This is a genomic window from Streptomyces sp. NPDC043861 (assembly GCF_056435905.1).
This window is the reverse complement of the sequence record NZ_JBWKDP010000015.1, coordinates 166,297-193,210: the sequence shown is the minus strand read 5'-3', so window position 1 is coordinate 193,210 and position 26,914 is coordinate 166,297. Positions and strand designations below refer to the sequence as shown.

The 26,914-nt window shown below is 69.0% G+C and carries 22 protein-coding genes and 3 pseudogenes; 19 read left to right on the top strand and 6 right to left on the bottom strand.

Going from position 1 to position 26,914, the window contains the following annotated elements:
- The first annotated feature begins 116 nt into the window (after positions 1–116).
- The 10 genes from AC068D_RS29320 to AC068D_RS29275 all read left to right on the top strand — a co-directional run bounded on the left by AC068D_RS29320 (position 117) and on the right by AC068D_RS29275 (position 12,124).
- Positions 117–1,436 (top strand): lysine N(6)-hydroxylase/L-ornithine N(5)-oxygenase family protein, encoded by a 1,320-nt coding sequence (locus tag AC068D_RS29320; protein ID WP_478826103.1) that lies wholly within the window; start codon positions 117–119, stop codon positions 1,434–1,436.
- A complete protein-coding gene (locus tag AC068D_RS29315; protein ID WP_478826102.1) occupies positions 1,433–2,491 on the top strand; it encodes an NAD(P)/FAD-dependent oxidoreductase in 1,059 nt (352 codons plus the stop codon). Before AC068D_RS29320 ends, AC068D_RS29315 begins: the two co-directional genes overlap by 4 nt.
- Entirely contained in the window at positions 2,488–4,491 is a 2,004-nt protein-coding gene (locus AC068D_RS29310) for a class I tRNA ligase family protein (protein ID WP_478826101.1), read from the top strand. The genes AC068D_RS29315 and AC068D_RS29310 overlap by 4 nt, the downstream gene beginning before the upstream one ends.
- The gene (locus AC068D_RS29305; protein WP_478826100.1) at positions 4,484–6,130 is read left to right on the top strand and encodes an AMP-binding protein; all 1,647 of its coding nucleotides are present in this window, start codon (positions 4,484–4,486) and stop codon (positions 6,128–6,130) included. The genes AC068D_RS29310 and AC068D_RS29305 overlap by 8 nt, the downstream gene beginning before the upstream one ends.
- The gene (locus tag AC068D_RS29300; protein WP_478826099.1) at positions 6,127–6,732 is read left to right on the top strand and encodes a GNAT family N-acetyltransferase; all 606 of its coding nucleotides are present in this window, start codon (positions 6,127–6,129) and stop codon (positions 6,730–6,732) included. Before AC068D_RS29305 ends, AC068D_RS29300 begins: the two co-directional genes overlap by 4 nt.
- A 14-nt stretch (positions 6,733–6,746) precedes the next feature.
- Positions 6,747–7,472, top strand: coding sequence for an alpha/beta hydrolase (locus AC068D_RS29295; RefSeq protein WP_478826133.1), 726 nt, complete (start codon positions 6,747–6,749; stop codon positions 7,470–7,472).
- 18 nt (positions 7,473–7,490) lie between these two features.
- Positions 7,491–8,441, top strand: coding sequence for a cupin-like domain-containing protein (locus AC068D_RS29290; protein WP_478826098.1), 951 nt, complete (start codon positions 7,491–7,493; stop codon positions 8,439–8,441).
- A 113-nt stretch (positions 8,442–8,554) separates the two neighbouring features.
- Positions 8,555–9,766: an ATP-grasp domain-containing protein gene (locus tag AC068D_RS29285; RefSeq protein WP_478826097.1), complete on the top strand. Its 1,212-nt coding sequence runs from the start codon at positions 8,555–8,557 to the stop codon at positions 9,764–9,766.
- 128 nt (positions 9,767–9,894) lie between these two features.
- Positions 9,895–10,959: a saccharopine dehydrogenase gene (locus tag AC068D_RS29280; protein ID WP_478826096.1), complete on the top strand. Its 1,065-nt coding sequence runs from the start codon at positions 9,895–9,897 to the stop codon at positions 10,957–10,959.
- The gene (locus tag AC068D_RS29275) at positions 10,949–12,124 is read left to right on the top strand and encodes a saccharopine dehydrogenase family protein (protein ID WP_478826095.1); all 1,176 of its coding nucleotides are present in this window, start codon (positions 10,949–10,951) and stop codon (positions 12,122–12,124) included. The genes AC068D_RS29280 and AC068D_RS29275 overlap by 11 nt, the downstream gene beginning before the upstream one ends.
- Before the next feature lie 296 nt (positions 12,125–12,420).
- Here AC068D_RS29275 and AC068D_RS29270 read toward each other — a convergent pair whose 3' ends face one another.
- Entirely contained in the window at positions 12,421–14,007 is a 1,587-nt protein-coding gene (locus AC068D_RS29270; RefSeq protein WP_478826094.1) for a hypothetical protein, read from the bottom strand.
- Between the two features lie 320 nt (positions 14,008–14,327).
- Here AC068D_RS29270 and AC068D_RS29265 point away from each other — a divergent pair.
- A pseudogene (locus AC068D_RS29265) lies at positions 14,328–14,441 on the top strand (VOC family protein); the annotation flags it as partial.
- A gap of 169 nt (positions 14,442–14,610) precedes the next feature.
- Here AC068D_RS29265 and AC068D_RS29260 read toward each other — a convergent pair.
- Positions 14,611–14,874 (bottom strand): hypothetical protein, encoded by a 264-nt coding sequence (locus AC068D_RS29260; protein WP_478826093.1) that lies wholly within the window; start codon positions 14,872–14,874, stop codon positions 14,611–14,613.
- A gap of 531 nt (positions 14,875–15,405) precedes the next feature.
- Here AC068D_RS29260 and AC068D_RS29255 point away from each other — a divergent pair.
- Positions 15,406–17,397, top strand: a complete 1,992-nt coding sequence (locus AC068D_RS29255; RefSeq protein WP_478826132.1) for an NAD-binding protein — start codon at positions 15,406–15,408, stop codon at positions 17,395–17,397.
- A gap of 127 nt (positions 17,398–17,524) precedes the next feature.
- Here AC068D_RS29255 and AC068D_RS29250 read toward each other — a convergent pair whose 3' ends face one another.
- The 3 genes from AC068D_RS29250 to AC068D_RS29240 form a co-directional block, all read right to left on the bottom strand.
- Positions 17,525–18,307, bottom strand: a complete 783-nt coding sequence (locus AC068D_RS29250; protein WP_478826092.1) for an SDR family NAD(P)-dependent oxidoreductase — start codon at positions 18,305–18,307, stop codon at positions 17,525–17,527.
- 370 nt (positions 18,308–18,677) lie between these two features.
- Positions 18,678–19,220, bottom strand: coding sequence for a hypothetical protein (locus tag AC068D_RS29245; protein ID WP_478826091.1), 543 nt, complete (start codon positions 19,218–19,220; stop codon positions 18,678–18,680).
- Between the two features lie 268 nt (positions 19,221–19,488).
- Entirely contained in the window at positions 19,489–20,136 is a 648-nt protein-coding gene (locus AC068D_RS29240; protein ID WP_478826090.1) for a LysE family translocator, read from the bottom strand.
- 100 nt (positions 20,137–20,236) lie between these two features.
- Here AC068D_RS29240 and AC068D_RS29235 point away from each other — a divergent pair, with 100 nt between their 5' ends.
- The 6 genes and pseudogenes from AC068D_RS29235 (at position 20,237) to AC068D_RS29210 (ending at position 24,502) form a co-directional block, all read left to right on the top strand.
- Positions 20,237–20,890 (top strand): HAD family hydrolase, encoded by a 654-nt coding sequence (locus tag AC068D_RS29235; RefSeq protein WP_478826089.1) that lies wholly within the window; start codon positions 20,237–20,239, stop codon positions 20,888–20,890.
- A 324-nt stretch (positions 20,891–21,214) separates the two neighbouring features.
- Positions 21,215–21,754 (top strand): NUDIX domain-containing protein, encoded by a 540-nt coding sequence (locus AC068D_RS29230; protein WP_478826088.1) that lies wholly within the window; start codon positions 21,215–21,217, stop codon positions 21,752–21,754.
- Positions 21,755–21,850: 96 nt separating this feature from the next.
- Positions 21,851–22,224 (top strand): annotated as a pseudogene (locus AC068D_RS29225) (TSUP family transporter); the annotation flags it as partial.
- Positions 22,225–22,409: 185 nt separating this feature from the next.
- Positions 22,410–22,979, top strand: coding sequence for a DinB family protein (locus AC068D_RS29220; protein WP_478826087.1), 570 nt, complete (start codon positions 22,410–22,412; stop codon positions 22,977–22,979).
- Positions 22,980–23,170: 191 nt separating this feature from the next.
- Positions 23,171–23,308, top strand: a pseudogene (locus AC068D_RS29215) (IS5/IS1182 family transposase); the annotation flags it as partial.
- 147 nt (positions 23,309–23,455) lie between these two features.
- On the top strand, positions 23,456–24,502 hold the full coding sequence (locus tag AC068D_RS29210) for a hypothetical protein (RefSeq protein ID WP_478826086.1): 1,047 nt from the start codon (positions 23,456–23,458) through the stop codon (positions 24,500–24,502).
- 106 nt (positions 24,503–24,608) lie between these two features.
- On the opposite strand, the gene AC068D_RS29205 is transcribed toward AC068D_RS29210, so the two are convergent.
- On the bottom strand, positions 24,609–25,100 hold the full coding sequence (locus AC068D_RS29205) for a hypothetical protein (protein ID WP_478826085.1): 492 nt from the start codon (positions 25,098–25,100) through the stop codon (positions 24,609–24,611).
- Positions 25,101–25,542: 442 nt separating this feature from the next.
- Between AC068D_RS29205 and AC068D_RS29200 the strand changes: the two genes are divergently transcribed.
- The gene (locus AC068D_RS29200) at positions 25,543–26,739 is read left to right on the top strand and encodes an AAA family ATPase (RefSeq protein ID WP_478826084.1); all 1,197 of its coding nucleotides are present in this window, start codon (positions 25,543–25,545) and stop codon (positions 26,737–26,739) included.
- Positions 26,740–26,914 lie beyond the last annotated feature (175 nt).

The window sequence follows — 26,914 nt, the reverse complement described above, 5'->3', positions numbered from 1 at the left end:
GGCGACCGATGCCCCGGCATCACGGACGCGCATATTGAGCCGGTCCGTGTGCGGAGCGTTCCCGAAGTCACTCCTTTACAGCCCAGCAAGTTCATGTCCTCAGGGGGTACAAGAGCATGCGCAGTAAGAATGACGTCCGACACTACGGTTGTGTCGGTGTGGGCGTGGGGCCGGCGAATCTGAGCCTTGCTTCTCTGCTCCACGGCGACTCAGGGGTGCCGAATCTCTTCCTCGACCAGAAGGAATCGTTCACGTGGCATGACGGGCAGCAGTTGCCCGCCACGACACTCCAAGTGTCGATGATCAAGGACCTCGTGAGTCTCGCGGAACCCACGAACAAGTTCTCCTTCCTGTCCTATCTGCACGCCAGCGGCCGGATTTACCACTTCATCAACGCCCAGTTCGATGCCATGCCCCGCCAGGAGTTCCGCAACTACCTGCAGTGGGCAAGTGAGCAGAACGAGAATGTCGTCTTCGGTGAGAAAGTGCGCTCCGTCGATTTCGACGGGACCTTTGTCGTCGAGACGGACCGCCGAACGCTGACCGCCGACAATGTCTCGATCGGTATCGGCACGTCGCCATGGGTGCCGCCCGTCGCCACCGGCCTGCTCGGCGACGATCAGTTCCACGTCAGCGACGTCGTGGACAAGGCGCGGAACCTCGGTGACAAGCGCGTGTGTGTGGTGGGCGGTGGCCAGTCGGGCGCGGAGGCGTTCCTGGACCTCATCTCCCGGCCGCAGGGAGACAGGCCGAGGCGGGTCTCCTGGATCACGCGTCGTCGCAACTACTTCCCGATCGACGATTCACCGTTCACCAACGACTTCTACATGCCCGGCTATTCGGACTACTTCGCCGGGCTGGACAGGGCGACCCGGGAGCAGCTCAACTCCGAGCTCGTGCTGACGAGTGACGGAATTTCGGAGGCGACGCTGCGGGAGGTGTACCAGCGTGTCTACGTGCACCGGTTCGTCGAGGGGAACCGGGATCTCGTCGCGCTGTACCCGAACAGCGACGTCACGGAGGTCGCCCGGGGCGCTGCCGGCGGCTGGTCCGTGGGCGTCAGCAACAGTGACCATCCCGGTGCGGTTCCGAATGTGGAGGCCGACGTCATCATCTGGGCCACCGGCTTCCGTCCGGCGGCGATGAGCTGCCTCGAGCCGATCGCCCACCGCCTTGAGCGGGAGGGTGACGAGTACAGGATCGACGACACCTTTGCGGTGCAGTGGGACGGCCCGGCCGACCGCAACATCTTCGTGCACAACGCAGCCCAGCGTCAGCGCGGCCCGGCGGACCGGAATCTCAGCCTCATCGCCTGGCGGAGCCGGCGCATTGCCGACCGCATCCGCGGGCTGCGCAGCGACGAACAACTGGAGTCCTTCATCGAGTGGTCGCTCAAGCACGGAGCGCCCGACATGATGCAGGGAGCACGCGGATGACGAACGTGGACATCGCCGTGGTGGGCGGCGGCATCATAGGCTGCCTCGTCGCCCGCGAGGTCGTCGCTCGCGCACCGCAGTGCCGTGTCGCGGTCCTCGACCGGGACATCGTGGGATCCGGTGCCAGCAGGCGATCGGCCGGACTGCACTTCCCGCGCGGGGCGACCGAGCGTGTGCGTGACATGGCGGCCTTCAGCCAGCGTGCATACGAGCAGTTGAAGAGCAGCGATCCGACGCTGCCCATCCACCCCCTGGGCATGCACGTCCTCTCCGCCGACCCCGCCGGCCTCGAGCACACGTACCTCGGCGGTGCCGGACTGGCGCCGACCGCACAGGTGCCCGGGAACAGGGTCGTGGTGCCGCCGGGCACGGGAGTGTGGACCGGCCGGGGCTGCCAGCACGCCGAGGTCGGCGCCCTGACGGAGGCGCTGACAGGTGGGCTGCGCGACCGGGTCCGGTTCCAGGAAGGAACGAGAGTCGTCGCGATCGAGCCCGGTGCGTCGCAGGTGACACTGAGGCTGTCCACCGGCGCGACACTGAGCGCCTCCAAGGTCGTGCTGGCGCCCGGACCGTGGCTCGAGGATCCGGCGTGGCGGTCGTTGGTGCACCCGCTCGGTGCGCGGGTGAAGAAGGTCGTCGCCCTGCACATCGACCAGGTGCCCGAGGCACACGACGGAGCGATCGTCTTCGAGGACGAGGATGCGTTCCTGCTGCCGTTGCACCGTCGCGGCCACTGGCTCTTCAGTTACACCTGCCAGGAATGGGACGTGGAGCCCGACGGACTGACCGAGGGGCTGTCGGGGACCAACCTGACGGAAGCGCTCGCATGTCTGAACGCATACGCGCCCGGACTGGCAGAACACGCCACGTCGGGCCGTGTCTTCTGCGACGCCTACAGTCCCACGCGCGAACCGCTCGTACGGCCACTGGACGACCACGGGCGCCTCGTCTTCGCGGGCGCCGCCAACGGATCCGGCTACCGGCTCGCCCCGGCGATCGCCGCCGAGACCGCAGAACTCCTGCACATCTCCTCGGGACAAAGGAACGCAGCGTGAGGACAAGTCACTTCAGCCCCGACGAGCTGTCAGCAGCCTTCGGTATCGACATGAGCTCGATCAGCGGGTTCGGCCCGGGAGCCGGTTGGGGCCGCGTCGTCCCCGGCGGTCGGAGCGACGCGCACCAGCACGACGAGATCGAGGTCTTCGTCGTCGTCCAGGGCACGGGCAACCTCGTCGTGGACGGCGAGCGTATCCCCGCAGGTCCCGGTACGGTCGCCATGTTCGAGCCGTTCGAAACCCATGTCATCGAGAACACGGGCACGGAGGACCTGGTGTTCTTCGACCTGTACTGGCGTGATCCGGCGCGTGCGGTCCTGGCGGCCGGCGCCGGGGCCGCGGACCGCCGGCGATTCGGGAACCGGCCGGTGTTCGTCTTCTCCACCCCGCCCACACCCAACGGCGACCTGCACCTCGGCCACCTGTCCGGCCCCTACCTCGGGGCCGACGCGTTCGTGCGCTTCCAGCGCATGAACGGTGTGGAGGCATGGCACCTCACCGGTAGCGACGACTATCAGAGCTACGTCGCCGACCGGGCCTGCCGTGACGGTCAGGAGCCGGGCGAGACCGCTGCCCACTTCTCGGCCGAGATCGCCGCCACGCTCGAGTTGATGGACATCCGACCCGACCAGTACACCGTCACCAACGCCGACGCGAGCTATCCGGACGGGCTGAGGTCCTTCTTCTCCCGCGTGGTGGACTCCCCGTCCGTGGGTCTGGACAGCACGCCCGCGCTCTTCGACGCGGAGACGGGCGAATACCTCTACGAGGTGGCCGTCTCGGGCGGCTGCCCGGGCTGCGCAGAGCCGACCAACGGCAACATCTGCGAGGAGTGCGGCGAGCCGAACGTCTGCGTGGACCTCAACGACCCGCGGACCCGGCGCTCGGGAGAGCCGCCGCGTCGCGGTGAACTCGACCGCTACTGCCTGCCGCTCCACGACTTCCGCGAGGACGTCGCCGTGCACCACAACCTGGGCCGCGTTCCTGCGAGGCTGCGGGAGCTCGCCCACCGCGTGTTCTCCCGCCCCCGGGTCGATGTGCCGCTGACCCACACCTCCGACTGGGGCGTGTCGCCCGCGGAGCCCGGCACGGACGGACAGGTCATCTGGGTATGGCCGGAGATGGCCTACGGATTCCTGCACGGGATCGAGGCACTGGGCCGGGGCATGGACCGGGACTGGCGGGCCGGCGCACCGCAGCAGGACTGGAAGATCGTGCACTTCTTCGGATATGACAACAGCTTCTACCACTCGCTGCTCTACCCGGTGCTCTACAAACTGGCTTTCCCCGGCTGGGAACCCGACATCGACTACCACGTCAACGAGTTCTACCTGCTGGAGAACAAGAAGTTCTCCACCAGCCGCAGGCACGCCGTGTGGGGCAAGGACATCCTGCACGCCGACAGCGTGGACGCGGTGCGGTTCTTCCTTTCCCGAACCCGGCCGGAGGGCCGCCGGACGAACTTCGCTCCTGCCGTCTACGACGAGGTGCTCAAGGACACCCTGGTCGGCACCTGGCAGCGCTGGCTGAACGACCTCGGTGCGCGGGTCGACGCGTGGTACGACGGACAGGCCCCCGACGCCGGGGTGTGGACGCCCGAGAGCACTGCGTTCCTCGACCGGCTCACCGTCAGGCTGACGGGCATCACCCGGAGTCTCGGCCAGGACGGCTTCTCCCTCAACCGTGCGGCGGAGGAACTGGACGGCATCGTCGGGGACGTCATCCGGTTCACCGAGCGCGAGTACGCCGTGGCCGGCATCGAACTCTGGAAGGACGAAACGCGGACCGCGGTCGCACTGGAACTCGCGGCGGCCAGACTGCTGGCCCGGTGCGCGACCCCGGTCATGCCCCGGTTCGCGGAGCGGCTCGCGACGGCACTCGGAATGTCAGAGCCGCCCGTCTGGCCGGACACGGTGGACCTGCTGCCCGCAGGAACCAAGGTCGGCCTCGCCGATGCGGTCTTCTTCCGCTCGGACACGAAGGAGGCGGCCGATGCCTGACCTGACGGCCGGGGAGGACGCCGACGGCATGCCCGTAACCGATGTTGTCAACATGCTGGCCATCGGGACGTGTACCGACACCCGGCACCATCTGTACTACCGCAGCGGTGACGAAGTGCACTCGCTCACCCTGGCCGAGCTCGATGCACGGGCGCTGAGCGTGGCACGGCACCTGCACGACCTCGGCGTGCGGGCGAAGGACCGGGTCGGTGTCCTCGCCCCCAACAGCCTCGAGTGGGTCGTGCTGGACCTCGCCGTGATCAAGCTGGGTGCCGTCACCGCCGGATTCGAATACGGCCGCTTCGATCCGGAGGAGATCGTTCGGGACTACGGTCTGACCCTGCTCTTCACCCAGGGGGTGTGGAGCGACGGCGCGGTGCGTGACATCGAGTCGGTCACGGCATGGGCAGCGGACCGTCCGGGGGAGCCGTCCCCCGCGTTCCACGAGGGGTACGACCCGGCGGACATCCTGGCCGTCAAGTTCACCTCCGGCAGCACCGGTGTCCCCAAGGGACTCGAAGCCACCGTGGCCGGCGTGAACAGTTCCCTGCACGAGGTGCAGAGGATGTTCTCCCATGGCGACGGCGACAATCTCCTGGTCTTCCTCGGGAACCACCTCCTCCAGCAGCGCTACTGGATCTACTCCGCGCTGGTCCACGGACACGACGTCACGCTCGCCCGGATCGACGACGCCCTCGACACGGCACGCCGGACGGCACCCACGGTCGTCATGGGGGTACCAGGGTTCTACGAGGAGGTCCGGGCCCGCCTCGAGGCCACGGACCTGCCCCCGGAGGCGGAAAAGCGACGACATCTCATCCAGGAGGAGTTCGGTGGCCGGATCCGATACCTGTGGACCGGCTCGGCCCCGGCCGGGCGCTCTCTGCTGGAGTTCTTCAACGAGGCCGGGGTGCCGCTCTATCAGGGCTACGGGCTGAACGAGACCTGCATCGTGGCGAAGAACCACCCCGGTGCCTCCCGGCTGGGCAGCGTGGGAAAGGTCCTTCCGAACAAGACGGTCCGGTTCGACAAGGACGGCATTCTGATCGTCGGAAGCCGTCATCCGGTCAACCACCGCTACACATGGTGCGCCCCGGGTGCCAGCGAGCGGATGTTCCTTCCCACCGGCGAGGTGAGGACGCACGACGTCGGTCATCTCGACGAGGACGGATTCCTCTACATCCACGGGCGCGTGGACGACATCCTCACCCTCGCCAGTGGCTACAACGTGCTGGCGCCGCTGATCGAGGAGATGCTGCGCGGGCATGCCGACGTCCACGACTGTGTGCTGTTCGGCAACGGCAGGGAGTTCCTGTCGGCCATCATCTCGCCGACGTCTCCCGATCCGGACCGCGCCTCGTTGAGCCGCCACGTGGCCGCCCTCAACGAGGGGCTGCTGACCGAGCAACACGTCCATGCCCTGGTGATCGCGCCTGAACGCTTCTCGATCGAGAACGGCCTGCTGACAGGCCAGTTCAAACCCAAGCGCCAGGCCATCCACGAACGCTTCGAGCGGGAACTGTCCGACATGTACCGGGAACCCGCCGGTTCCGCGACGGGTCCGGCCGCCGACGGACCGCTGGTCGTCGTCGCGGCATCCCGCACCGAAGCAGCAAGAACGCAAAGGAGCACAAAGTGAGCTGGGACAATCTGTCGGACGTGGTCCTGACCAACGAACGGGTCGAGCTGCGTCGTGTCCGTGTCACGGACCGTGCCGGATTCGAGCGCATCGTCTACGACGAGGACATCTGGCGGTACTTCGTGACGCGCATCGAGAAGCCGGCCGACCTCGACCACTTCCTCGAGAGCGCGATCAAGGACACGCTCAGCGGCGTGCGCAATGTGTTCGCCATCATCGACCGGCGGAGCGGACGCATCGTCGGCAGCAGTGCCTACGGCAACCTGGCCCAGGCGGACCGCCGACTGGAGATCGGCTGGTCCTGGGTGGCCACCGACATGCGCGGCACCGGGGTCAACAGGGCTGCGAAGCTCGCCCTTCTCGACCACGCCTTCGACGTCCTCGAGTGCGAGCGGGTGGAATTCAAGACGGATGTGCTGAACACCGTCGCCCGGGCGGGCCTGGCCGCCCTGGGAGCCCACGAGGAGGGCGTGCTCCGCAGCTTCAACTACATGCCCGGCGGACGCCGGCGCGATGTCGTCTACTACAGCATCCTGCGCGACGAGTGGCCCGCGCTTCGCAAGGAGCGGTTCGCCGCAGTCACCGCAGAGACGGGGGTCTGACCATGTCCGTGACCATGACAGGGGGCAGTGACGTGGCCCCACGCATCGAGGACGTGTTCTTCGATGTCGCCGAGCACCGGCTGGCCGCCACCAAGGTCTACGCGTCCGATGGCTCGGCACCCGCCGTCGTCCATCTGCACGGCCTGGGTCCGACCGCGACCCGGCACGGTGTCCGCTATCTGCTGGACGACCTGGTCGACCACGGGCACTCGTCGTTGACCTTCGAGTTCTCGGGCAACGGCGACAGCACGGGTGAGATGGACAAGGCGACCCTGCGTCGGCGCAGGGACGAGTCCTTGGCGGCAGCCGCCCTGCTGGGCGGGGAACAGCGTCCCGTCGTCATGGGCACCAGCATGGGTGCTCATCTCGCCGGCTGGACCGTGCCGCAGTTGAGGCCGCGGGCCCTGGTGCTGTTCTGTCCCGCGGCCTATCCGGAGCATGCCGCCGATCTCACGTTCGGTGAAGGCATTCCCCGGCCCGGCAACCACGCCGACTCGCCGGCCTTCGCCGGCCTTCGGGAGTTCGACGGAGATCTGCTGATCATCGGTGCGAAGAACGACCAGGTGGTGCCCGCGCCGACGATCGACGGCTATCTGGCCAACGCCCGGAAGGCCAGGTCACAACGTGTGATCTGGCTCGACTGCGACCACTTCATCCACCGGTGGCTGCCCGATCAGCAAGCACCGAAGGGCGAAGTGCTGGAGGCCCTTCGCGATGTCGTGGCCGCGGGGATCCGTTAATACCAAGGGGAGGAATTCATGCACGTCGAGCCCAATATTCTGCGGCGGCACGATCTGGACAGCCTCGCGGCGGTCGAGCGCGCCTTCCACACCGGTCCGCTCTCCGAGGCGGTGACGTCCGCCCCGCAGATGGAGCGGCGCAGCGGGCTGACTCTCGAGGAGTTCGAGCGCGAGTACCGGCGCCGGATGCGACCCGTGGTGCTGGAGGGCTTCGCCGCCGACTGGCCCTCGGTGCACAACTGGTCCTTCGACCACCTCGCCGAGCGCTGTGGCTCGGTCCGTGTGATCGTGGACAGCTACAACAGCAAGGCGGCCCGTGAGGCGACCCTCGCCGAGTTCGTGCAGATGCTGAAGGACAACGAGGGCGACGGCGCGACACCGATCTACCTCCAGGAGTGGTACTACCAGACCACCGCTCCCGAGCTGGCCGCCGACATGCCCGAACTGGACATCGCCCAGTACGACTTCCGCCGGAACCTGTACGGAGAGGCCGCGTCGACCAACCACCAGCTGTGGCTGGGCCAGAAGGGCGGCATCACCCGGCTCCACCAGGACTCGTACATGGTCGACGTGATGCACGCGCAGATCGTCGGTGACAAGCTCTGGTACGTCATGGGGCCCAACGCAGAGCTCCTCGCCGACACCGACGGGGACTGGGCGAAGCTCTGCGAGGCACCCGGGACGGAGCTGATGCAGTGTGTGCTGAAGCCGGGGGACGTTCTCTACCTGCCGGCGAACTGGTACCACCGCATCGAGCTGCTGACCAACTCCATCGGTCTGGGCCGCAAGTGCCTTGACGAGGCGAACCTCCGGATGCACATCCGCCAGCGGATGGCTGAGCTCCTTGCCCTGGCCCTCAACCCGGACGAGGTCAAGCAGACGCACCCCGAGCTCTTCGACGTGGTGCTGATGCGCAGCCGTGCGTGGGCGAACCGCATGGGCATCGACCTGTCCAGGCTGCGGCCGTAGCCACCACGGCCGGGCGCAACACGCCCGGCCGGCAGGCAGTCCAACGAGCCGGGCCCCGTCCCACGGCGGAGCCCGGCTCTTCATCTCGTCGCGTACGCAGGAGTTCGAGGGCAATGACGCAGAAGCACGTACTGCTGGTCGGAGGACCGGGCAGCGAACTGGACAAGCTGGACAAGCTCGGTGTGCGCTACTCCATGATGCAGATCCCCGAGCGGGTCGGCGAACGGCAGTACGCGAACGCGGCCCACTACGCCGTGCTGGACTACCGAAACCTCGACGAGGTCCTGGCCGTTGCACGAGCCTGGCACTCGATCGACCCCTTCGACGCGGTGGCGTCGTTCACCGAGTACGGTCTGTACCCGGCCTCCCGGTGCGCCCGGGAACTGGGTGTCCCCGGGGACAATCTGACCGCCGTGGAACTGACCCGGGACAAGACCAGGACGCGGGAACTGCTCGACCGGCACGGCCTCAGCCCCGTACGCCACCGACTCTGCGCCGATCTCGACGACGCCCGCCGGTTCATGGAGGACCTCGGCGGCGTCGCCGTCGTGCTCAAACCGCACGACGGCGGGCTCAGCGAGGGCGTCTTCCTGGCCGAAACCCGGGAGCAGCTCGCCGAAAGGTGGGAGTGGACGCGCAAGGCCACGGACGGTCCGGTCCTCGCCGAGGAGTTCCTGACCGGCCCGGAATTCAGCATCGAGTCGATCTCGGTGGACGGACGGCATGAGATCGCCGCCATCACGGAGAAGGTCACCACGGAGCTGCCGCGCTTCGTCGAGACCGGGCACCAGGTACCCGCCAGGCTGGACGAGGCGTCACGCACGGCGATCGAGGGTCTCGTCATCCGCTTCCTCACGCTCATCGAGCAGAAGGACGGCCCGGTGCACACGGAGCTGCGTCTCACCGACGCCGGCCCGAAGCTGATCGAAGCGCAGACCCGGGTCGGCGGCGACCAGATCTGGGAGTTGTGCGAAATGGTCAGTGGTGTCGACCTGATGGCGGAGACATTCGCAGCCCTGCTCGGCCTGCCCCGTCCCGACCGCACGCCGGTGGCCGCCGCGGCTGCGATCCGCTTCTTCTCGTACGAAGACGTCCGGGTCCTCGGCGTCGACGGCGTCACCGACGCCGGGAAGGCCGACGGTGTCGTCAGACTCCAGTGCACACTGGAGACAGGGCAGACGATCGGCGCTCTCACGTCGTCCACGGCGCGCCAGGGCTACATCCTGTGCACCGGCGGCAGCACCGATGAGGCGGCGGCCAATGCGGAGCGGGCACACGACCTCGTCCGCGTCACGACGGAGCAGCTCTTCACGATGCCGGCCTGACATGGTGTGACCTCCGGGGGATCGTGGCCGTTCGCAGGACCGGGCGAGGAGCCGCAGGTCGCCGTGGATGCCCGCGGTCCTCCGGCTCACCCGCGATGACCGTCGACAGACAGGAAGGAACCACACCGATGCCGGACCTCCCACAGCTGTGGATGCGGCACGAGTCGCGCCGGAGCGAGCGCCGCGCGCCCCTCGTGCCCGAGCACGCCGCCCGCCTGGTGAGCCAGGGGGTGCGGATCACGGTGGAGGAGTCGCCCCAACGCGTGTTCCCCCTGGCCGACTACGTCCGGGCGGGTTGTCGCATCGCGCCGCCCGGAAGCTGGGTGGACGCGCCCGAGGACCACTACGTCCTTGGTCTGAAAGAACTGCCGGACGAGCCGCGCTCCCTCAGGCACCGGCACATCTACTTCGGCCACGCCTACAAGGGACAGTCGGGAGCCGACGAGCTCCTGAGCCGGTTCGCTGCAGGCGGAGGCGTGCTGCTGGACCTGGAGTACCTCACCGACGACGCCGGGCGCCGACTGGCAGCGTTCGGGTACTGGGCGGGCTACGTGGGCGCGGCGCTCGCGGTGCTGCACCGGCGCGGCGAGCTGCGCACGCCCCTGCGCCCGCTGGAGCGGGCCGAGCTGGATGCCCTCCTGGGCGCCCGGAGCGGAGGCGACGCGCTGGTGATCGGAGCCCTGGGGCGCAGCGGTCGGGGGGCGTGTGACGCCTTGGAGGCCGCCGGCATCAAGCCGGTCCGCTGGGACCTCGCCGAGACGCGGAACCTGGACCGGGATGCTCTGCTCGGGCACGACATCCTGATCAACACCGTGTTGGTGACCAGTCCGGTGCCACCGTTCCTCACGACTGCCGACCTCGACGACCCGCGCTGCCGTCTCTCCGTCGTCGCGGACGTGACGTGCGATGTGACGTCCGAGTGCAACGTCCTGCCGGTCTACGACGAGATCACCGACTGGGACCGGCCCGCCCGGCGGCTGCGGGGCGGAGAACACCCCGTCGACGTCATCGCCATCGACAACCTGCCTTCACTGCTGCCGGTCGAGGCCAGCGAGGCCTTCTCGGCCGAACTCCACCCCCAACTGATGCGCCTGGGCGACGAGGGCTCGCCCTGGACGCGCTGCCGGCACACGTTCGAGAGGGCGGTCCGTGCGCAGGGCGCGCCCGATGAGGAGACCCATGATGACGAGTAAGGCACCGGCCGCCGCGAGCGGTACCGTCCACTGGGTGGGCACCGGCCTGTCCACCGGCCGCACCGGCCTCGCCCTGTTGTGGGAACGAGCCGAACGCGTGGTGTTGTGGGACCGCACCGCCGAGCGGGCCGCCCACAGACTGGCGTCCCTGGGCCTGGAGGGCCGCGCCGACGTGCGGGCCCTGGAACCCGGTGCGCTGGAGGCCGAGGTGCGGGCGGGGGACGTGGTCGTCTCCATGCTGCCCGCCGCCGAGCACCCCCGTCTGCTGGAGCTGGCCGCGGCCCGCCGGGCCCACTTCGCCTGCACCAGCTATGTGTCCGAAGCGCTGGACAAGCAGGCCGCTCACGCGGCCGATGACGGTCTGGTGGTCCTGGCGGAGGCCGGACTGGACCCGGGTATCGACCATCTGATGGCGCACCTGCTGGTCGAGCGGGCCCGGCAGGAAGCCGGCGAGGACGCGAGCGTGACCTTCACCTCGTACTGCGGGGGCCTCCCGGCCGAGCCGAACGACTTCCGATACCGGTTCAGCTGGGCGCCGTACGGGGTGCTGGCCGCCCTCGGTTCGCCGGCACGGTACATCGACGGAGGTGTCGAGTGCACGGCACCGCATCCGTGGGAGGCAACCCGGCCCTTGGTCCTGGAAGGGGAGGACTTCGAGGTCTACCCCAATCGCGACAGCGTGCCCTTCATTGCGCAGTACGGTTTCCCGGCCGGCTGGCGGCCGACGACGTTCATCCGCGGGACGCTCCGCAACGCGGGCTGGCGCGCGGCCTGGACGGACGTTTTCGACACCGTACGGACCCAAGACGAGGCCCGCGTCAGGGCCCTCGCCGCGAAGCTGGCCGAGCAGTACCCGACGGGCGAGAACGATCGCGACCGTGTGGTGCTCACGGTTGCTCTGGAACTCCATGGGCCGGCGCGCGAGACCCTGTGGCGCGGGTCGGACGTGCTCGACCTGACGGGCGACGAGACGGAGAGCGCCATGGCGAAGTGCGTCTCCCTGCCGCTCGCCTTCGGGGTGACCCGCATCCTGGACGGCGCGCTACCGGCAGGTCTGAACCGCGCTGCCGAATCGGCCGATGAGGCCGCCCGCTGGCTGGGCTTCCTGAGCGCCCACGGGTTGCAGACGCGTGGTCTCCCCGCTGACGGGCCGTCCGTGTCCTGACGATCCGGACGGCCCGGACGACGCTGCGAGGTGTGCATCCCGCGGGATGCACACCTCGCAGCGGGCCAATCGTTCTCCTCACTCCCGAGCGGTACGGCCGCCTTGCGACCGTCGGCTCGCCCGTCCGCCGGTGCGCTGACAGCGCCTGGTACCTCCGTCATTGGCGTGGATCCCGAGCAGGCATCCCATGAAGGTCACGGGAGGCCCCGCGGCGGCCCGCCCGGGCGGCATGCCTCAGACAGGGGCTTGGGGTCGTGCGGTGGGTGGCCGGCGGGGCTGCCCGGGATGGTGGGATATCAGCCGAAGCAGTGGGGGACGGGGTTGGTGCTGCCCTGGCAGTTGGTGGGGACGTTGTCGATGATGCGGACCTTGCCGTTGGTGACGACAGTGCCCTGGTTCTGGACGCCGCCGGCGGGCTCGTCGGAGGTGTTGTCCTTCACCTTGGTGTCGGTGAGGGTGACGAGCCTGCCGGTGTTGACGAAGATGCCTCCCCCGGTGCTGCCGTTGCCCACGGCCCGGTTGCCGAGGATTTTCGTGCCGCGGATCGCGAGCTCGATTCCAGAGGCGAAGATACCGCCGCCGTGGGCTGCGGTGCCGGTGGTGACATTGTCGGTGATCTTGCTGTTCTGGATCACCGCGGGCACCTGGAGGAAGATGCCGCCGCCTCCGCCCGAGGCCGACACGTTGTCGCTGATGGTGCTCTTGCGCACGGAGAGGGTGCCCCCGAGGTGACCGATGCCGCCGCCGAACGACGCGGCGAAGTTGTGGGTGATCTTGCTCTTCTCAACCTCGACTGCGCCGCTGAGGTTGGCGATTCCGCTGGTCAGGGCGGTTTGGTTATGGCTGATCAGGCTCTTGACGATCTTTGTGGAACCGCCGGCGTTGAGGATGGTGCCGACACCGTCGACGGCGTCGCCGAAGTTGCTGGTGATCTCGGTGGTGGTGATCTCGAGCCTGCCCCCGTTGTTGACGACGGCGGAGCCGTCGTTGCCCGAGTTCTTGCTGAGGGTGCTGTTGCGGATGCTGGTGGTGCCTGCGTTGAGGATGCCGCCGGCGACCCCGACGTTCAGGTTGTCGACGGTGTTGTCGGTGAGGGTGACGTGGTCGAGGTCGAGCCGTCCTGCGGCGTCGACGTTGATGGCCCCGCCGCTCGGATCGGTGGCCGCTGTCTTGCCTCGGGTGAGGGTGAGGTGGCGGAGCTTCAGGTCGCCGCCTGAGCCGACTTCGAAGATGCGGAACTGGGCGGCGTTGGCGGCGCGGGCGATGGTTGCGCCGTTGCCGAGGATGGTGATGGGCTGGACGATCCTGGGCAGGCCGTTTCCGTCGACGTTGGCGGTCAGCGCGTAGGTGCACTTCTCCGCCAGGCGCAGGGTCCCCCCGCTGTTGTCGTTCGCGTCGGCGATCGCCAGGATCAGTTCATTCGGATCGCAGCCCACATCCGTGACCTTGTCATGGTCCCGGTCGTGGCGGTGCTTCTTCCTGTCGTGATCGTCGTGATCGTCGTGACGGTCGTGCTCCTCGTCGTCCTCTTTCCTGCCCTCGCCGCCCTTGGAGCTGGAGTTGCCGCCTTCCGCCCGGTTGCCGTTCGACCCGGGGTTTCCGGAGTGCTCGGGCCGGTAGTCGCCGTCCCCGCCGTCTTCCATTCCGTCAGGTGCGGGGGCCGCGTCGGCCACGGGGTCGGCCTTGGCCTTTCCGCTGTCCGCGATGGAGGAGGCGGAGCTCGTCCCATCCGTTCCGGAGTTGGTGACGGCCACGACGCCGGTGGTTCCCGCGATGGTGGCGAGTCCGGCTGCGGTGAGAACGGCGATCTTCCAGTGACGGCTCAGCGCCGCGGTCTTCGGAGGGGGCGGCGTCTCCGCATCCGTGCCCTGTGATTCAGACATCCGACGTAGCTCTCCTTCTGTGTGACCAGCCGTCACGCCCCTGTCTTCCGGAAAGGGCGAAAGAGAACACATGGAATCACAGGAAAAGGTGTAAATAGGACAATTGGTGAGGTGTGGGAGTGTCGACCGCGTCCCAGACGCGCGCCCCCTGGATGGTGTCCCCTGGGTTTTCGCGCGGCTCTGCACCATGAGGCGCGGGCGACTGGCTGGTGCACCCGGAAGGCGCCCAGACGGCCTGGAGAACCGGAAGACGGTGAGGGCTCCCGAGCCTCGTTCAGGGCTCGTCGTGTGCGCCGATGCCCATCAGCGCCGTCGTGCAGGTGGGCGACCACCGCCGTGCCGACGGGTCCGCCCGGGCCACTCTCATCGATACCGAGGGCGACGAGTTCTGCGTCGAGCGCAGCGCCGCCGAGCGGGTCGCCGATGAGTCCTGAGCAACCGTCGACCCACGCGGGACTAGCGGAACCCCCCGGCGGGCCGCGCCGGTGTCCAGCGACTCCCGCAAGCAGGTTGACGGGCGCCTGCCGGCGCCAGGACGCCGACACCCGCCCGGAACGCATCACGAGCTCAACGCGTGGCCCCGTCCGCCCCGTCCCGTGACGGCTACGGGCCGGGCGGTTGCCGGCCCACGACGATCGCGACGAGCAGGCCCACGAGAAGGACCCATGCCACCGAGCCGAAGTCTGCCGATTGCAGGCCCGCGGCGCCGAGCAGGATCGCCGACGCCAGCCCCGCTCCCCAGGCCCGACTGTCGCGGGCGAAGGCCCACTCGCGGCGGGCGCTGCCCGGTTGCCGCAGCTCGAGGACGGCGGTTCTGATCACCAGCGTGGCGGTCACGATCACCACGGTCATCACGGATGTGTCCATGGCCGCCCTCGTCGGCGCTCGTCGATGGTGGCGAGGAGTCGCTCGGCGTGCCCATTGATCGGTAGATGCCGGGGATGCCGTCGGCGTCCTCGTCGCGGGTCTCTTCCCCGTACAGGTGACACTAGATGCGGTTGCATCGCTTGACCAGCGTCGCGGCCAAGGCGGCAGCCTTCGGCGATCCGACGAGGGCGGCGGCTTTGATCTCCTGCCGGGGCCGGGTGGGCCGAGCCGCGGGGCCGGGCCGGGCTCGCTGTGAGGCAGGGGTCGGACTGCACATCCCGCAGCGGCCAGCTCTCGTCGCGGCCGCGCGCAGAGCGGTGGTGGTCCCGGCCCTGCATGGACCGTGTCGTGCCGAGAGCAGACAGCGCCCGCCCGGGACACCCGCCCGCGGGGTTTCGTGGTTCATCGGCTGCCGAGCGGCCCCTCGCCGGTGGTCGGGCTCCGTCGATACCAGGTGAGCCATGCTCGCCGATATCGGGAAAAGGCAAGCAGTTGGCCGTGCAGGGGTGCAACTGGCCCTGTCCGCAAGAGATTCTTGGGCGCGTGTCCTCACTACTTCCTCAGCAGCCCCAGCGTGTCGTACCGGCCGGACAGATGATCGTCTGCGGTGACGACGCCTTGGCCACTCGGCTCGCAGCAGAGTTGCACGATGTGTACGGGGAGCGTGTGACGTTGATCGTCCCGCCGTCCCGCTCCTCCACGAGCAGGCCGGCCGTCGCCACGAACCGCATGCGCGCCGCCTCCTTGCTCGGACGGGTCTCTGCCGCGATGAACCGGCCGGGCAGCGGTGACGAAGTCGGCTCCAGCGGTGAGTTCCTCCTGCCCATCAGCGAGCTTGAGGCCACCGGACCGACGGAGGAGACGCTCGGCCGGGCCGGCGTCGAGCACGCCGAGGCTCTGGCCCTCGTGTACGACGACGACGAGACGAACATCCGGGCCGCGCTGGCCGCGCGTCGGCTCAACCCGCGTCTGCGCCTGGTGATCCGGCTGTACAACCGCAAGCTGGGCCAGCATCTGGAGAACCTGCTCGACCAGGCGGCCGTGGTCGCGATGCCGGATCTGGACACGGCCGACCTGGACGCCTCCACCACCGTGCTGTCCGACGCCGACACTGCCGCCCCCGCGCTGGCGGCTACAGCCGTGACGGGTACGAGCAAGGTCGTCCAGGCCGACGGACTGCTGCTGCGTGCCATGGAGCGGCCACCGCCGGGACGGGGCGAGGCTTCCGATCCGGGCCTGTGCACGCTTGCTCTGCTGTCGTCCACCACCAACGACCCGGCAGGCGCCGAGGGTTCCGACAGCAGCGGCCCCCAGGGCCCTGTGCTGCTGCCCGACGACACCACGGTCGCCGCAGCGACCGGGCGGGGGACCGTGGTGCTGCAGGCGGTGTCCTACGCGGGGCCGCCCGTGTCACCCCGCCTCATGGCCGGGCGGGGTGCACCGCTGAGGGAGATCTTCTCGCGGCGGCTTCGCTGGTCCCTCGCGGGTGCGGCAGCGGCCGTGGTCGCCCTGGCCGTCGCCTCGTGGCTCACCACCGGCGACCACCCTCTGCACGCCGGCTACATCACGCTCCTCGACCTGTTCGGAATCGGCGACCCGGCGGTCGGTGAACCCACCGCCCGCCAGGTGCTGCAGCTGCTGGCAGGGCTGGTGGGTCTCGCCCTGCTGCCGGTGCTCGTCGCCGGATCGCTGGAGGCACTCGGTGCCTTCCGGGGTGCGAACACACTGCGTCGTCCGCCACGTGGACTGTCGGGACACGTCGTGTTGCTGGGACTCGGCAAGGTGGGTACTCGGGTGCTGGCCCGACTGCGTGAACTCGACATTCCGGTGGTGTGTGTCGAAGAGGACCCGGAGGCGCGTGGGATCCCGCTCGCTCGCCATCTGCGGGTGCCGGTGGTGCTGGGCGATGTCACACAGGAGGGCGTGCTGGAAGCCGCCAAGATTCACCGTGCCCATGCCCTGCTGGCCCTGACCAGCGCAGACACCACGAACCTGGAGGCCGCGCTGTACGCCCGCACGGTCAAGGCGGATCTGCGGGTGGCACTTCGGCTCTACGACGACGACTTCGCCACCGCTGTGTACCGCACCCTTCGGGCCGCGCACCCCGACGCACTCACCCGCAGCCGCAGCGTCTCCACGCTCGCCGCCCCGGCGTTCGCCGGGGCGATGATGGGCCGCCAGATCCTCGGAGCCGTCCCCGTCGAGCGCAAGGTGCTGTTGTTCGCCGCGATCGACGTCGCCGGGCATCCACAGTTCGAGGGCCGCACCGTCGCCGAGGCATTCCACGCCGGAGCCTGGCGCGTCATCGCTCTCGACACCTCGGAGCCCGGCGAGCGCCGGCCGGATCTCGCCGCGGCCAGACCTGAGAGCAGCGGCGGGAGCTCCAGCGGGTTGCTGTGGAATCTCCATCCCGGCTACGTCCTGCGCGCCGAGGACCGGGTCGTTCTCGCCGCCACGCGCCGCGGGCTGGCCGAACTCCTGGGCCGGCGAACCGGCACCCGCGCCGGAGACCGCCAGGACTGAGACGGCCGGCTCCGGAGTTGCTGCGCCGGCCGGTCCGGCAGACGCGCTCCGACGACGGCCGTCTGAAGGGTGCTGCGGTGAACGGGGGCGGGCGCCGGTGGCAACGGCACGGCGGGCATCGCCGCCGTCAGATCTGCCGCAGAGCTCCACCGTCGACGCTCCACTCGGATCCGGTGATCTGTCCGGCGAGTGGGGAGAGCAGATATGCCACGACAGGGGCCACATCGTCGGGCTGCCCGATCCGGCCGCTCGGCAGGCGCCGTTCCTCGCGGATGAAACGGTCGACGGCCTCGTCCGCCGGCAGCCCGAACCGCTCACCCAGTTGCTCGGCGAAACCACCCGGGGCGTCGAAGAGCGCGGTCCGCGTGGGCCCGGGCAACACGACGTTCGAGCGCACTCGTGAGCCGAACTCCGCAGCGAGGGTCTTCGAGACCGAAAGCAGCGCCGTCTTCGTGGCCGCGTAGTCGACGATGCCGGGGTCGGGCAAGCGGGCAGCCTCGCTCGCGATGTGCACGACGGACGCGGCGTCGGACTTCAGAAGGACGGGCAGTGCCGCACGGGTCATCCGTACCGCAGCATGGAAGTTGAGATCGAACGTCGCCTTCCATTCCTCGTCGGAGACCTGGAGGAAGCCGCTACGGGACTTCAGCGCTCCCGCGTTGTTGACCAGGCCGTCCAGTCGGCCGTGGCGGGTGGCCACACAGTCGACGACGTACTCGGCGGCCTCCGGGTCGGTCAAGTCGGCGGTGATGGACTCGCTGCGTTCGCCGAGGTTCTCGGTGCTCCACGGTTTGCGGGCAACACCGACGATGGTGGCCCCCTCGGCGGCCAGCAATTGGGCGACGGCGGCACCGATCCCGGACGACGCACCGGTGACGAGGTACACGCGGTCTTCGAGACGCAGATCCATCGGCTAGTCCTTGGAAGGGGAGCGGCAGGACACCGCCGGACGGCGATTCCGGTGCCCCGGTCGTTCCGGAGGGGGCTCCGCCCGCGACGTGACCTTCTGGGCCTTGCCATGACCTTGGGAGGTGCGAGCGAGGACTGCGGTGCCTCCTGTCCAAGAGGGCGGCCGGGCCGCACCGCACGTGGGACGCTACCGGCCATCGCCGACCCCACTGCCTGCGCGACCGCTTCGCTACAGGGCGCGCCGTGAAAACGTCACCCGTTTGCGGGGCGTGCATGGATCCGCCCGCTGTCGGCCATGGCCCGTCACATCGCGACGACCTCTGTGTCTGCCGCTGTGACCGGGCACGTGGCCGACGTGGCAGAGGGCCACGTCACTGCGCCACCGGCAGATGCCGGGCGGCTGTGGAGGCGAGGTGGTGGCGGGTGACCCGGGCGACCTCGTGCCAGAACGGCTTGGCGGTCAGGTAGGCACCGAGTGCGGACAGGCAGCCGAGTGAGACGTCCACGCTGAGTCGCCCCTGCTCGGCCCAGTAGACGTCCTGCAGGTCCAGAAGCAGGGCGAACTCGTCGGTGATCAGGGCGGTTCCGCACCCGTAGGCGGCAGCGACTGCGGGATGACCCACGGCTTCCTCGTCGCCGCGCACGGCGATCAGGCCGATGCCGGCGAGAGTGGCGATGCCGAAGTTGTAGTGGTGAAGATGCTCGCCGCCGGCGGAGAGGTTCCCCCAAGGCAGCCACCCGCCCCGGATGCCGTGCGTGATGACACGCACCGTACCGAAGGTCACGCCGAAGGAGACCCATGTCACCAGCAGCGACCGCTGCGTGGGCGTGAGATGCAGATCCGCCGCCCGGTGCCATCGCCCGACGAGTCCGGGCCGGGCGGCGCCGCGTTCGTTTGGCGTCCCAGTTCTCATCACTGACCTTTCACGACCTTTCACGCGGTGCTGGCTGATGTCGTCGGTTCCGGCAGGGTGCGTATGCGGTTTCCGGCACCGCCGTGCCTCGCCGACGTCGGGCGTGGGAATCGGAACCTGCAACTCGCCGGCGTACTCGAGCCCCGGGGTGGCTCCGTCTGCTACGGGTGGGCCAGGGCATGTCTGCCGGAAGACTGCCACGCGGAACGGGGCATGGGCGGGCCACACACCGCGCGCTGGGGCATTGGTGCACGGTCGGCCCCGGTGTTCAGACACCGACGGCCAGGCGGATGCCGAATCCAACGATGACCACGCCGGTGATGCGATCGAGCAGTCGACGTGAGGAGGGGCGCTGCAGGATGGCGCTCAGCGCTGTGGCGCAGGCGATCAGCGCTGTCGACCACAGCACGCCGGTCAGAACGTGCACGGCAGTCAGCAGGGTTCCGGCGGCGACGTGGGGCGAGCCCTCGGGGATGAACTGTGGGAGTACGGCTATGTAGAAGGCGCCCACCTTCGGGTTGAGCAGGTTCGTCAGCGCGCCCTGGCGCCAGCCGCCGCCGAACGTGTTCCCGCCGTCCGCATGGTCCTCCGGTCGGGTGCCGCCATGTGCCGTACCCGGCCGAGGCTGCAGCGCCGACACCAGGAGGCGGCTGCCCATCCACACCAGACAGGCGGCTCCCGCCCAGCGAAGTGTCGCGTAGGCAAGGTGTGATGCGGAGAGCACGGCCGTCACACCGAGCGAGGAGAGCACGCCCCAGACCAGGACACCGGACTGGATGCCGAGGACCACGCCCCACGCTCTTCTGTGTTGGCCGAGTGCGCTGGTGCGCAGGATGAGGGTGGTGTCGAGGCCGGGGGTCACGGTGAGCAGACCCGCGATGAGAGCGAAGGATCCCAGTGCTGTGGCAGTGATCATGACCGAGGACTCTAGTGTCGAGAGCGCTCAATGTCCTCAATCCTGCCCGAGATCGGGCAGGATTGAGGACATTGTCGAGCGCTTCTCATATGGTGCGTCCGTGACCAACCCGATTGAGCTCGTGATCTTCGACTGCGACGGTGTCCTGGTCGACAGTGAGCGCGTAGCCGTACGTGTCGACGCCGTGGTTCTGGCCGACCTCGGATGGAGGCTCGCCGAATCCGAGATCGTCGACCGGTTCGTGGGCCGAACGTCGGAGTCGATGAGGAACGAGATCGAGACCCATCTCGGGCACGGCCTTCCACCGGACTGGGAGGAAGATCTCGAAGCCCGTTACCGCGAGGCCTTCCTGGACGCGCTGACGCCCGTGGACGGCATCGCCGAAGCACTGGACGCCCTTGCCCACCTGCCCGTCTGCGTCGCCTCCAGCGGGAGCCACGAGAAGATGCGATTCACTCTGGGACTCACCGGTCTTCTCTCCCTCTTCGAGGGCCGTATGTTCAGCGCCACCGAGGTCGAGCGGGGCAAGCCGGCCCCCGACCTGTTCCTCCACGCCGCGGAACGGATGGGCGTCGCTCCTGACCGATGCGTGGTGGTGGAGGACAGCCAGTACGGCGTGCAGGCAGCCCGCGCGGCGGGCATACGCGCCTTCGGATACGCCGGGGGCCTGACCCCCGCGCAGTGGCTCGAAGGACCCGACACCGTCGTCTTCGACGACATGCTCAGGCTCCCGGCGATCCTGAACGCGGGCTGAACAGGGCCCAGTCAGACCTGGACGACCGGGCGCACCCCGGCCATTCGACCGCACCGCGACCCGATGCCGACGGTTCGCGCCCGAGAGAAGTGGCGCGATCCGCGGGTACAACTGTCGGTACGTTCCGGGTCTGCCGCGCCATCTCCGCGGCACGCGGACGGGCCGGTCGCCGCCTTGAACGCCGGTGCGTCACCGGCTCGTTCCAGAGATTGATACGGAGAATCAGGGAACACGCGGCCGTCACTGGCTGCGCGAGCAGCACGGCAGGCTCTTCCCCGCCCGGAACCCAAGTCCGCTGCATCCGCACGATCGGAAGGATCTCCGTTGCCCCGCCCCGCCACATGGCTTCCACGCCACGAGTACATCGCCCAGGTGCCGAAGGCCATCGTGTACGCCTCGATGTACTTCACCGACGAACACGACAGACCGCTGTGCCTGCGCTCTCCGAACCGGGGCGAGGTGTGGCAGCTGCCCGGCGGCGTCATGGACGAGGGCGAGACACCGTTCCAGACCGCAGCCCGGGAGACCGAGGAAGAAACCGGCCTCATCGTCACCGGTCCCCGCCCTCTGCTGCTCACACACTTCGCCACCATCGACAAGGCATGGACGGTGCCCCGTATCGGTTTCGTCTTCGACGGCGGCGCCCTCACAGCGCACCAGCTCGACAGCATCGAACTCGACCCGGACGAGCATGACGGATGGGCCTTGCGCACCCTCCTGGAGTGGGAGCGGTCCATGATCCCCGCGAACTACGCCCGCCTTGCCGCCGTGCACAGTGCACGGCGCGGCAACCGGGACCGCTACCTCGAAACCCACGACGACGACGCCACCCCACCCAACCACCCGCCTCTCACAGCGAACTGAATGCCGTTCAGTCGGCCGCAGGCGCCATCGGCGACCTGCGGGCCCGCACATGGCATCCCGCTGGGGGAGGGGGGCGGCCTGACACGCACCCTGCTGAAGCGGACGCAGCACCGGCCTCGCCTGCTGACCGGTCCGGCGCTCATCGTGGCGGTCGTGGGCGGCATTCACAGCATCGGCAGCGCCTCGATCCTCGGTCCAATCCTCGTCGGCCGCGGCGTCCCCGTGGCCAACGTCGCCCCGGCGGCGCTCGCCTCCACCTTCGCCACCTCAGTGGTCGATGCCGTCACCTACGCCCTGCTGTCGCCGGCACACAAAGGCAGCATCGCCCCCGACCCTGGTTCCTCGGCCTCGGCTGCGGCGCGGACGGCCACATCGGCGGCTACCTCGGAGCCCGCCTCCAGCCGCACCTGCCCGAGACCTTTCGTGGTCTTCTCCTCGGCACCCTCTGTGCGATCAACGCCCTGCGCTGACTGCTCGATCAACCTTCGCCGTCACGGAACGACCAGTGATCAAACATCGGTGGCATATGCTCGGCATACGCTCCACGATCGATGGCACAGGACACACGTCGCCGAAACCGGCGTCGCCACACTCTGCTGTGACAATGTCCTCGAAGTGAAAACTCAGTAGCCAGCCTGGTCCGTCACAGACGACCATGCGAGGCATGAGTGATCAACCCGCGCGATGGAGCCCCGCAACCATCTACCCCGACATGTGGGCCGATCCGGACGACGACCCCCGCAACAAGGACGGGGCCAGTTCGGAGGGAGAGCTTGCAACGCTGCAGGACTGCCTGACGGACTATCGCCTGACCTTGCGAATGAAGTGCGAGGGCCTGGATGCGGAGCAGCTGGCCCGTCGGTCGGTTCCGCCGTCGACGATGTCGCTGCTCGGTCTGGTTCGGCACCTCGCCGAGGTGGAACGGGACTGGCGCAACTGGATCAGCGACGGTGACCCGCTGCCGAAGCTGTACCGAGAGAAGGACGCGGACTTCCACGAAGCGGTCGCCGAGCAGGCCGTGGTCGATGCGGCGTTCTCCGATCTGGCGCGCGAGCAGGCCGCCACCGACGCCGCGCTGGCCGAGCACCCGGATCTGGGCGAGCGTGTGGGGAAGGACGAGATCGCAGTCAGGGAGCTGATGGTGCACAGGATCGACGAGTACGCCCGTCACTGCGGGCATGCCGACCTGTTGCGCGAGTGCATCGACGGAAGGGTGGGCCAGTAACGGGAGCGGGATCCGCTCCCGCCCCCACCAGGCACGTCACCTCGAAGTGAAAGGCCCAGCCGGGTGTTCACGGCGCTGATGGCCCAGGCCGACGCCGACAAGGAGCTTGACTGGGTCGTCTCGGTGCACTCCACGATCGTGCACGCTCATCAGCACGCCGCCGGGCCCCGCAATAGGGAGCCCCGGCGGCCGAGCCGCACGACCACGCCATCGGTCGGTCGCGTGGGGGACTTACAACGAAGATCCATCTTGCCGCCGACGGCCGCTGTCGTCCCCTCGCGTTCGTCCTGACCGGCGGCCAAGCGGGCGACGCACCCACCTTGCTGGACGTCATGGCGGCCGCGACCATCTGCCTGGCCGGACGCCATATCGCCGGCATCCTCCTCTGGTCTGCCTGCTGACTCAGGAAAGCTGTGTGGTGTCAGCCGACGTGGTTCGGTACACCCATTGTCAGATGCTGCTGGCAGCATCACCGTATGAACGCCATCTTTACCACCCCACCGCGACCGTTCGACGTGACCGTGCTCTTCCCTCAACTGGCCCCGCTGGCGCGCACGGCGACCCGGCTGCACCCGCGGCCGGGGTCGCCGACCGTGCATGACAGCTCCGTGGGCGGGCCGCTCTTGTGGCCTGCCGACGAGCCGTGGCCGTACTGCGATGAGCCGCACAACAGGCACGCGTCGCTGAGGATCCTCTCCCCGAACGACATCCGGCTCCTCCGCCGGGATCGCGCCACAGCGGCCGAGCGGCTGCGGCATGCCCCTCAGGCACCCGAGTGGACCCCCGAGGAACTGGAGACCTGGGAGCGGATCAGCGCGGGCCGCCCGTGGTTCGACGGCGCGATCCCCCTCCTCCCCGTCGCCCAGCTCTACGCCCGCGACGTCCCCTTCCCCTGCCCGCCCGACGCGGACCTCCTCCAGGTCCTGTGGTGCCCCTTCGACCACGAGATGGCCCACCCGAAGACCGCCCTCTTCTGGCGCTCCTCCGCCACCGTCACCGACGTCCTCGACGCACCGCCCGAGCCGCCGATCGTCCAGTCCGCGGACTACCTCCCGGAGCCGTGCCTGTTCTCACCGGAGCAGGTCACCGAGTACCCCCACCCCTCGGAACTGAGCGAGGAGCTTCGGGACCAGTTGGACGACGATAGCCGCTGGGAGACGATCGACCCCGCGCGGTACAGCGCGTACGCGGACGACCCGGGCGAGCTCTACCTGTGCAACCTCTCCACCGCCCCCGGCTGGAAGACCGGCGGCTGGACCTGCTGGAGCCCCACCGACCCCAAGCCCCGCTCCTGCCCCGAGTGCGGCACCGAGGCGGTCCCGCTCCTCACCATCGCCTCCTGGGAATGGGATGGCGGCAGCGGGACCTGGATCGCCGAGGAGGAACGGACGACCCCGGCCCCGCCTCCCCTGGGTGCCCGGGACGGCAACTTCACCTTGATCGACATCGTCGGAGGCCACAACCTCCAACTCCACGTCTGCCCCGCCTCCCCGGACCATCCCCACTTCGAACTGATCCAGTGAGCCACTGCGGAAGTCCTCCGGCCAGGCAGTGCGCCACGATCGGCACCGCAATCGTCACTTCGGCCAACAGCGTTGTCCCACTACCGGATGATCCAAACGAAAGACCCTAGGCGTGAGGGACGACCTCGCCGCCTGCGGTGTGCTCCCGCGTCGGTGCCCGGGAACCCGGGCGCAGCGCGAACAGACACCAGATGGTCGTGGCCGCCAGTGCGGCGGCGGCCATTGCGACCAGCAGGGGGGCCTCCGGTCGCCATCCGAGTGACACCCTGGTCCCGAAAATGACGAGTGTTGCGGCGACCCGGCCCGGTGCGTAGACCGGCACCCGTGCCGCTGCCGCCCGCAGCGCGCCGGCCGCCATTAGGCCGATGACAGCCCAGACTGCCAGGTAGGGCCAGATCGGCCCGGGGGCAATGCTCGGCAACCCGTACTCCTCGGGACCGATCTTGGACAGAGCCGTGACCCACCCGCCACCCACACCGAGTGCGGCGATGCCCAGCACCCACACCGTGTGGCGCCACAGAGGGCCGGGCCTGACGGCCTCCTCGCTGTCGTCGTAGTCGTTGCAGCCATCGGGACCGGAAGGGGAGGAGAATTCCATCACGCCCGGAGAGACGCCGATCGGCCGCCGTGGGTTGTCAGTGTCCGTACGAGAGTGCTCCACCCCGGCGGCCATCCGTCCGCTACGTCTTCCCCGGGATGGAGGACCCTGGACGCGGACCGCTTGCCGGTGGTGGCGTGCTCCCCGCACAGGGAACCGGCGATGAGCCATCGCGCTCGAGCGGGTCGAGAAGCGGCTCGGACTGGTGAGACACCGCCTGGTCCGCAAGTTCCGGGCTGCTGGATGTCCTTCCTCGTCGGTCGCGGCTCGGCGCCGAGGGATGCCCAGGGCCGAGTAAACGTGTCCGGTGTCGCGCGCGTCCTCTTGTGTGACCGTGCTCCGGTATCGGAGCGACATACAAGGAATCGCGGGCTGGTTCCTCTCGGGCAACGGGCCCGTTCCGGTGTCCGCGATCCCCGGCTCCCGAAGGAACGCCCGAGAAGTGATCACCACCCTGGCGATCGAGAACTACCGTTCGCTGCGCAAATTGATCGTTCCGCTCGGCCGGCTCACCGTGGTGACCGGCGCGAACGGCACCGGCAAGTCCAGCCTCTACCGTGCTCTGCGCCTGCTTGCCGACGCGGCTCGCGGCGGTGCGGTGGCCGCACTGGCCCGTGAGGGCGGACTGCCCTCCACTCTCTGGGCCGGTCCCGAGAACGTCAGCAGATCGGTCCGCGAGGGCCGCCATCCCGTCCAGGGAACGCTACGTACGGGCCCGGTCGGTCTCCGTCTGGGCTTCGCCGGCGACGACTTCGGATACGCCGTCGACCTGGGTCACCCGATCCCCGTGATCAATGGCACGTCCCCGTCGCTGTTCAACCTCGACCCGGAGATCAAACGCGAAGCGACCTGGGCGGGTCCGGTACTGCGCACGGCCGCACTCCTGTCCGACCGGTCCGGGCCTGCTGTCCGGACACGCACCGCAGACGGCAAGTGGCACCACAGCACGGGCGAGCTGCGCCCCTACGACTCGATGCTCAGCGAGTTCGCCGACCCCCAACTGGCGCCCGACCTGTTGAGCATGCGCGAACGCATCCGATCCTGGCGCTTCTACGACCACGTGCGCACCGACGCCGAAGCCCCTGCCCGCTCCGCCCGCATCGGCACGCGGACCCCCGTCCTGTCCGGCGACGGTTCGGACCTGCCGGCGGCTTGGCAGACCATCCGGGAGACCGGCGACGACGAGGCCCTGGACCGGGCCGTCGACGCGGCCTTCCCCGGTAGCCGGGTCACCATCGTTTCTCGCGACGGCCGCTTCGAACTGGAACTGCACCAGCACGGGCTCCTGCGTCCCCTGGGGGCGGCTGAGCTCTCCGACGGCACGTTGCGCTACCTGCTCTGGGTCGCGGCGCTGCTCACCCCTCGCCCGCCGGCACTGATGGTCCTCAACGAGCCGGAGACCAGCCTGCACCCCGACCTGCTCGAACCCTTGGCGGACCTGATCCTGACGGTGAGCCGGAACACCCAGACCGTCGTGGTGACGCATGCCCGACCTCTGGCGGACGCACTGTTCGCGGGCAGCCGTCGGCACAGGGCGGACCTGCAGCACATCGAGCTGGTCAAGGAGTTCGGCGAGACAAGGGTCGCCGGCCGGGAGAGCCTCCTGGACGAGCCGCTCTGGTACTGGCCGAAGCGCTAAGGGGCTGTGACCGGCCGGCTCCACCGACTCGCGACGCCTGCACGGCAGTCCCCCAGCTGCCGCTGGGAGGCACCCCCACGCTGCGTTGTCGTATCACCCGAGTACATCCAGTACGAGGGCGATGCTCGCGCCTTGCGATGCGTCCCCTCGGCCCCAAGGGGCCGGGGGAGACCCC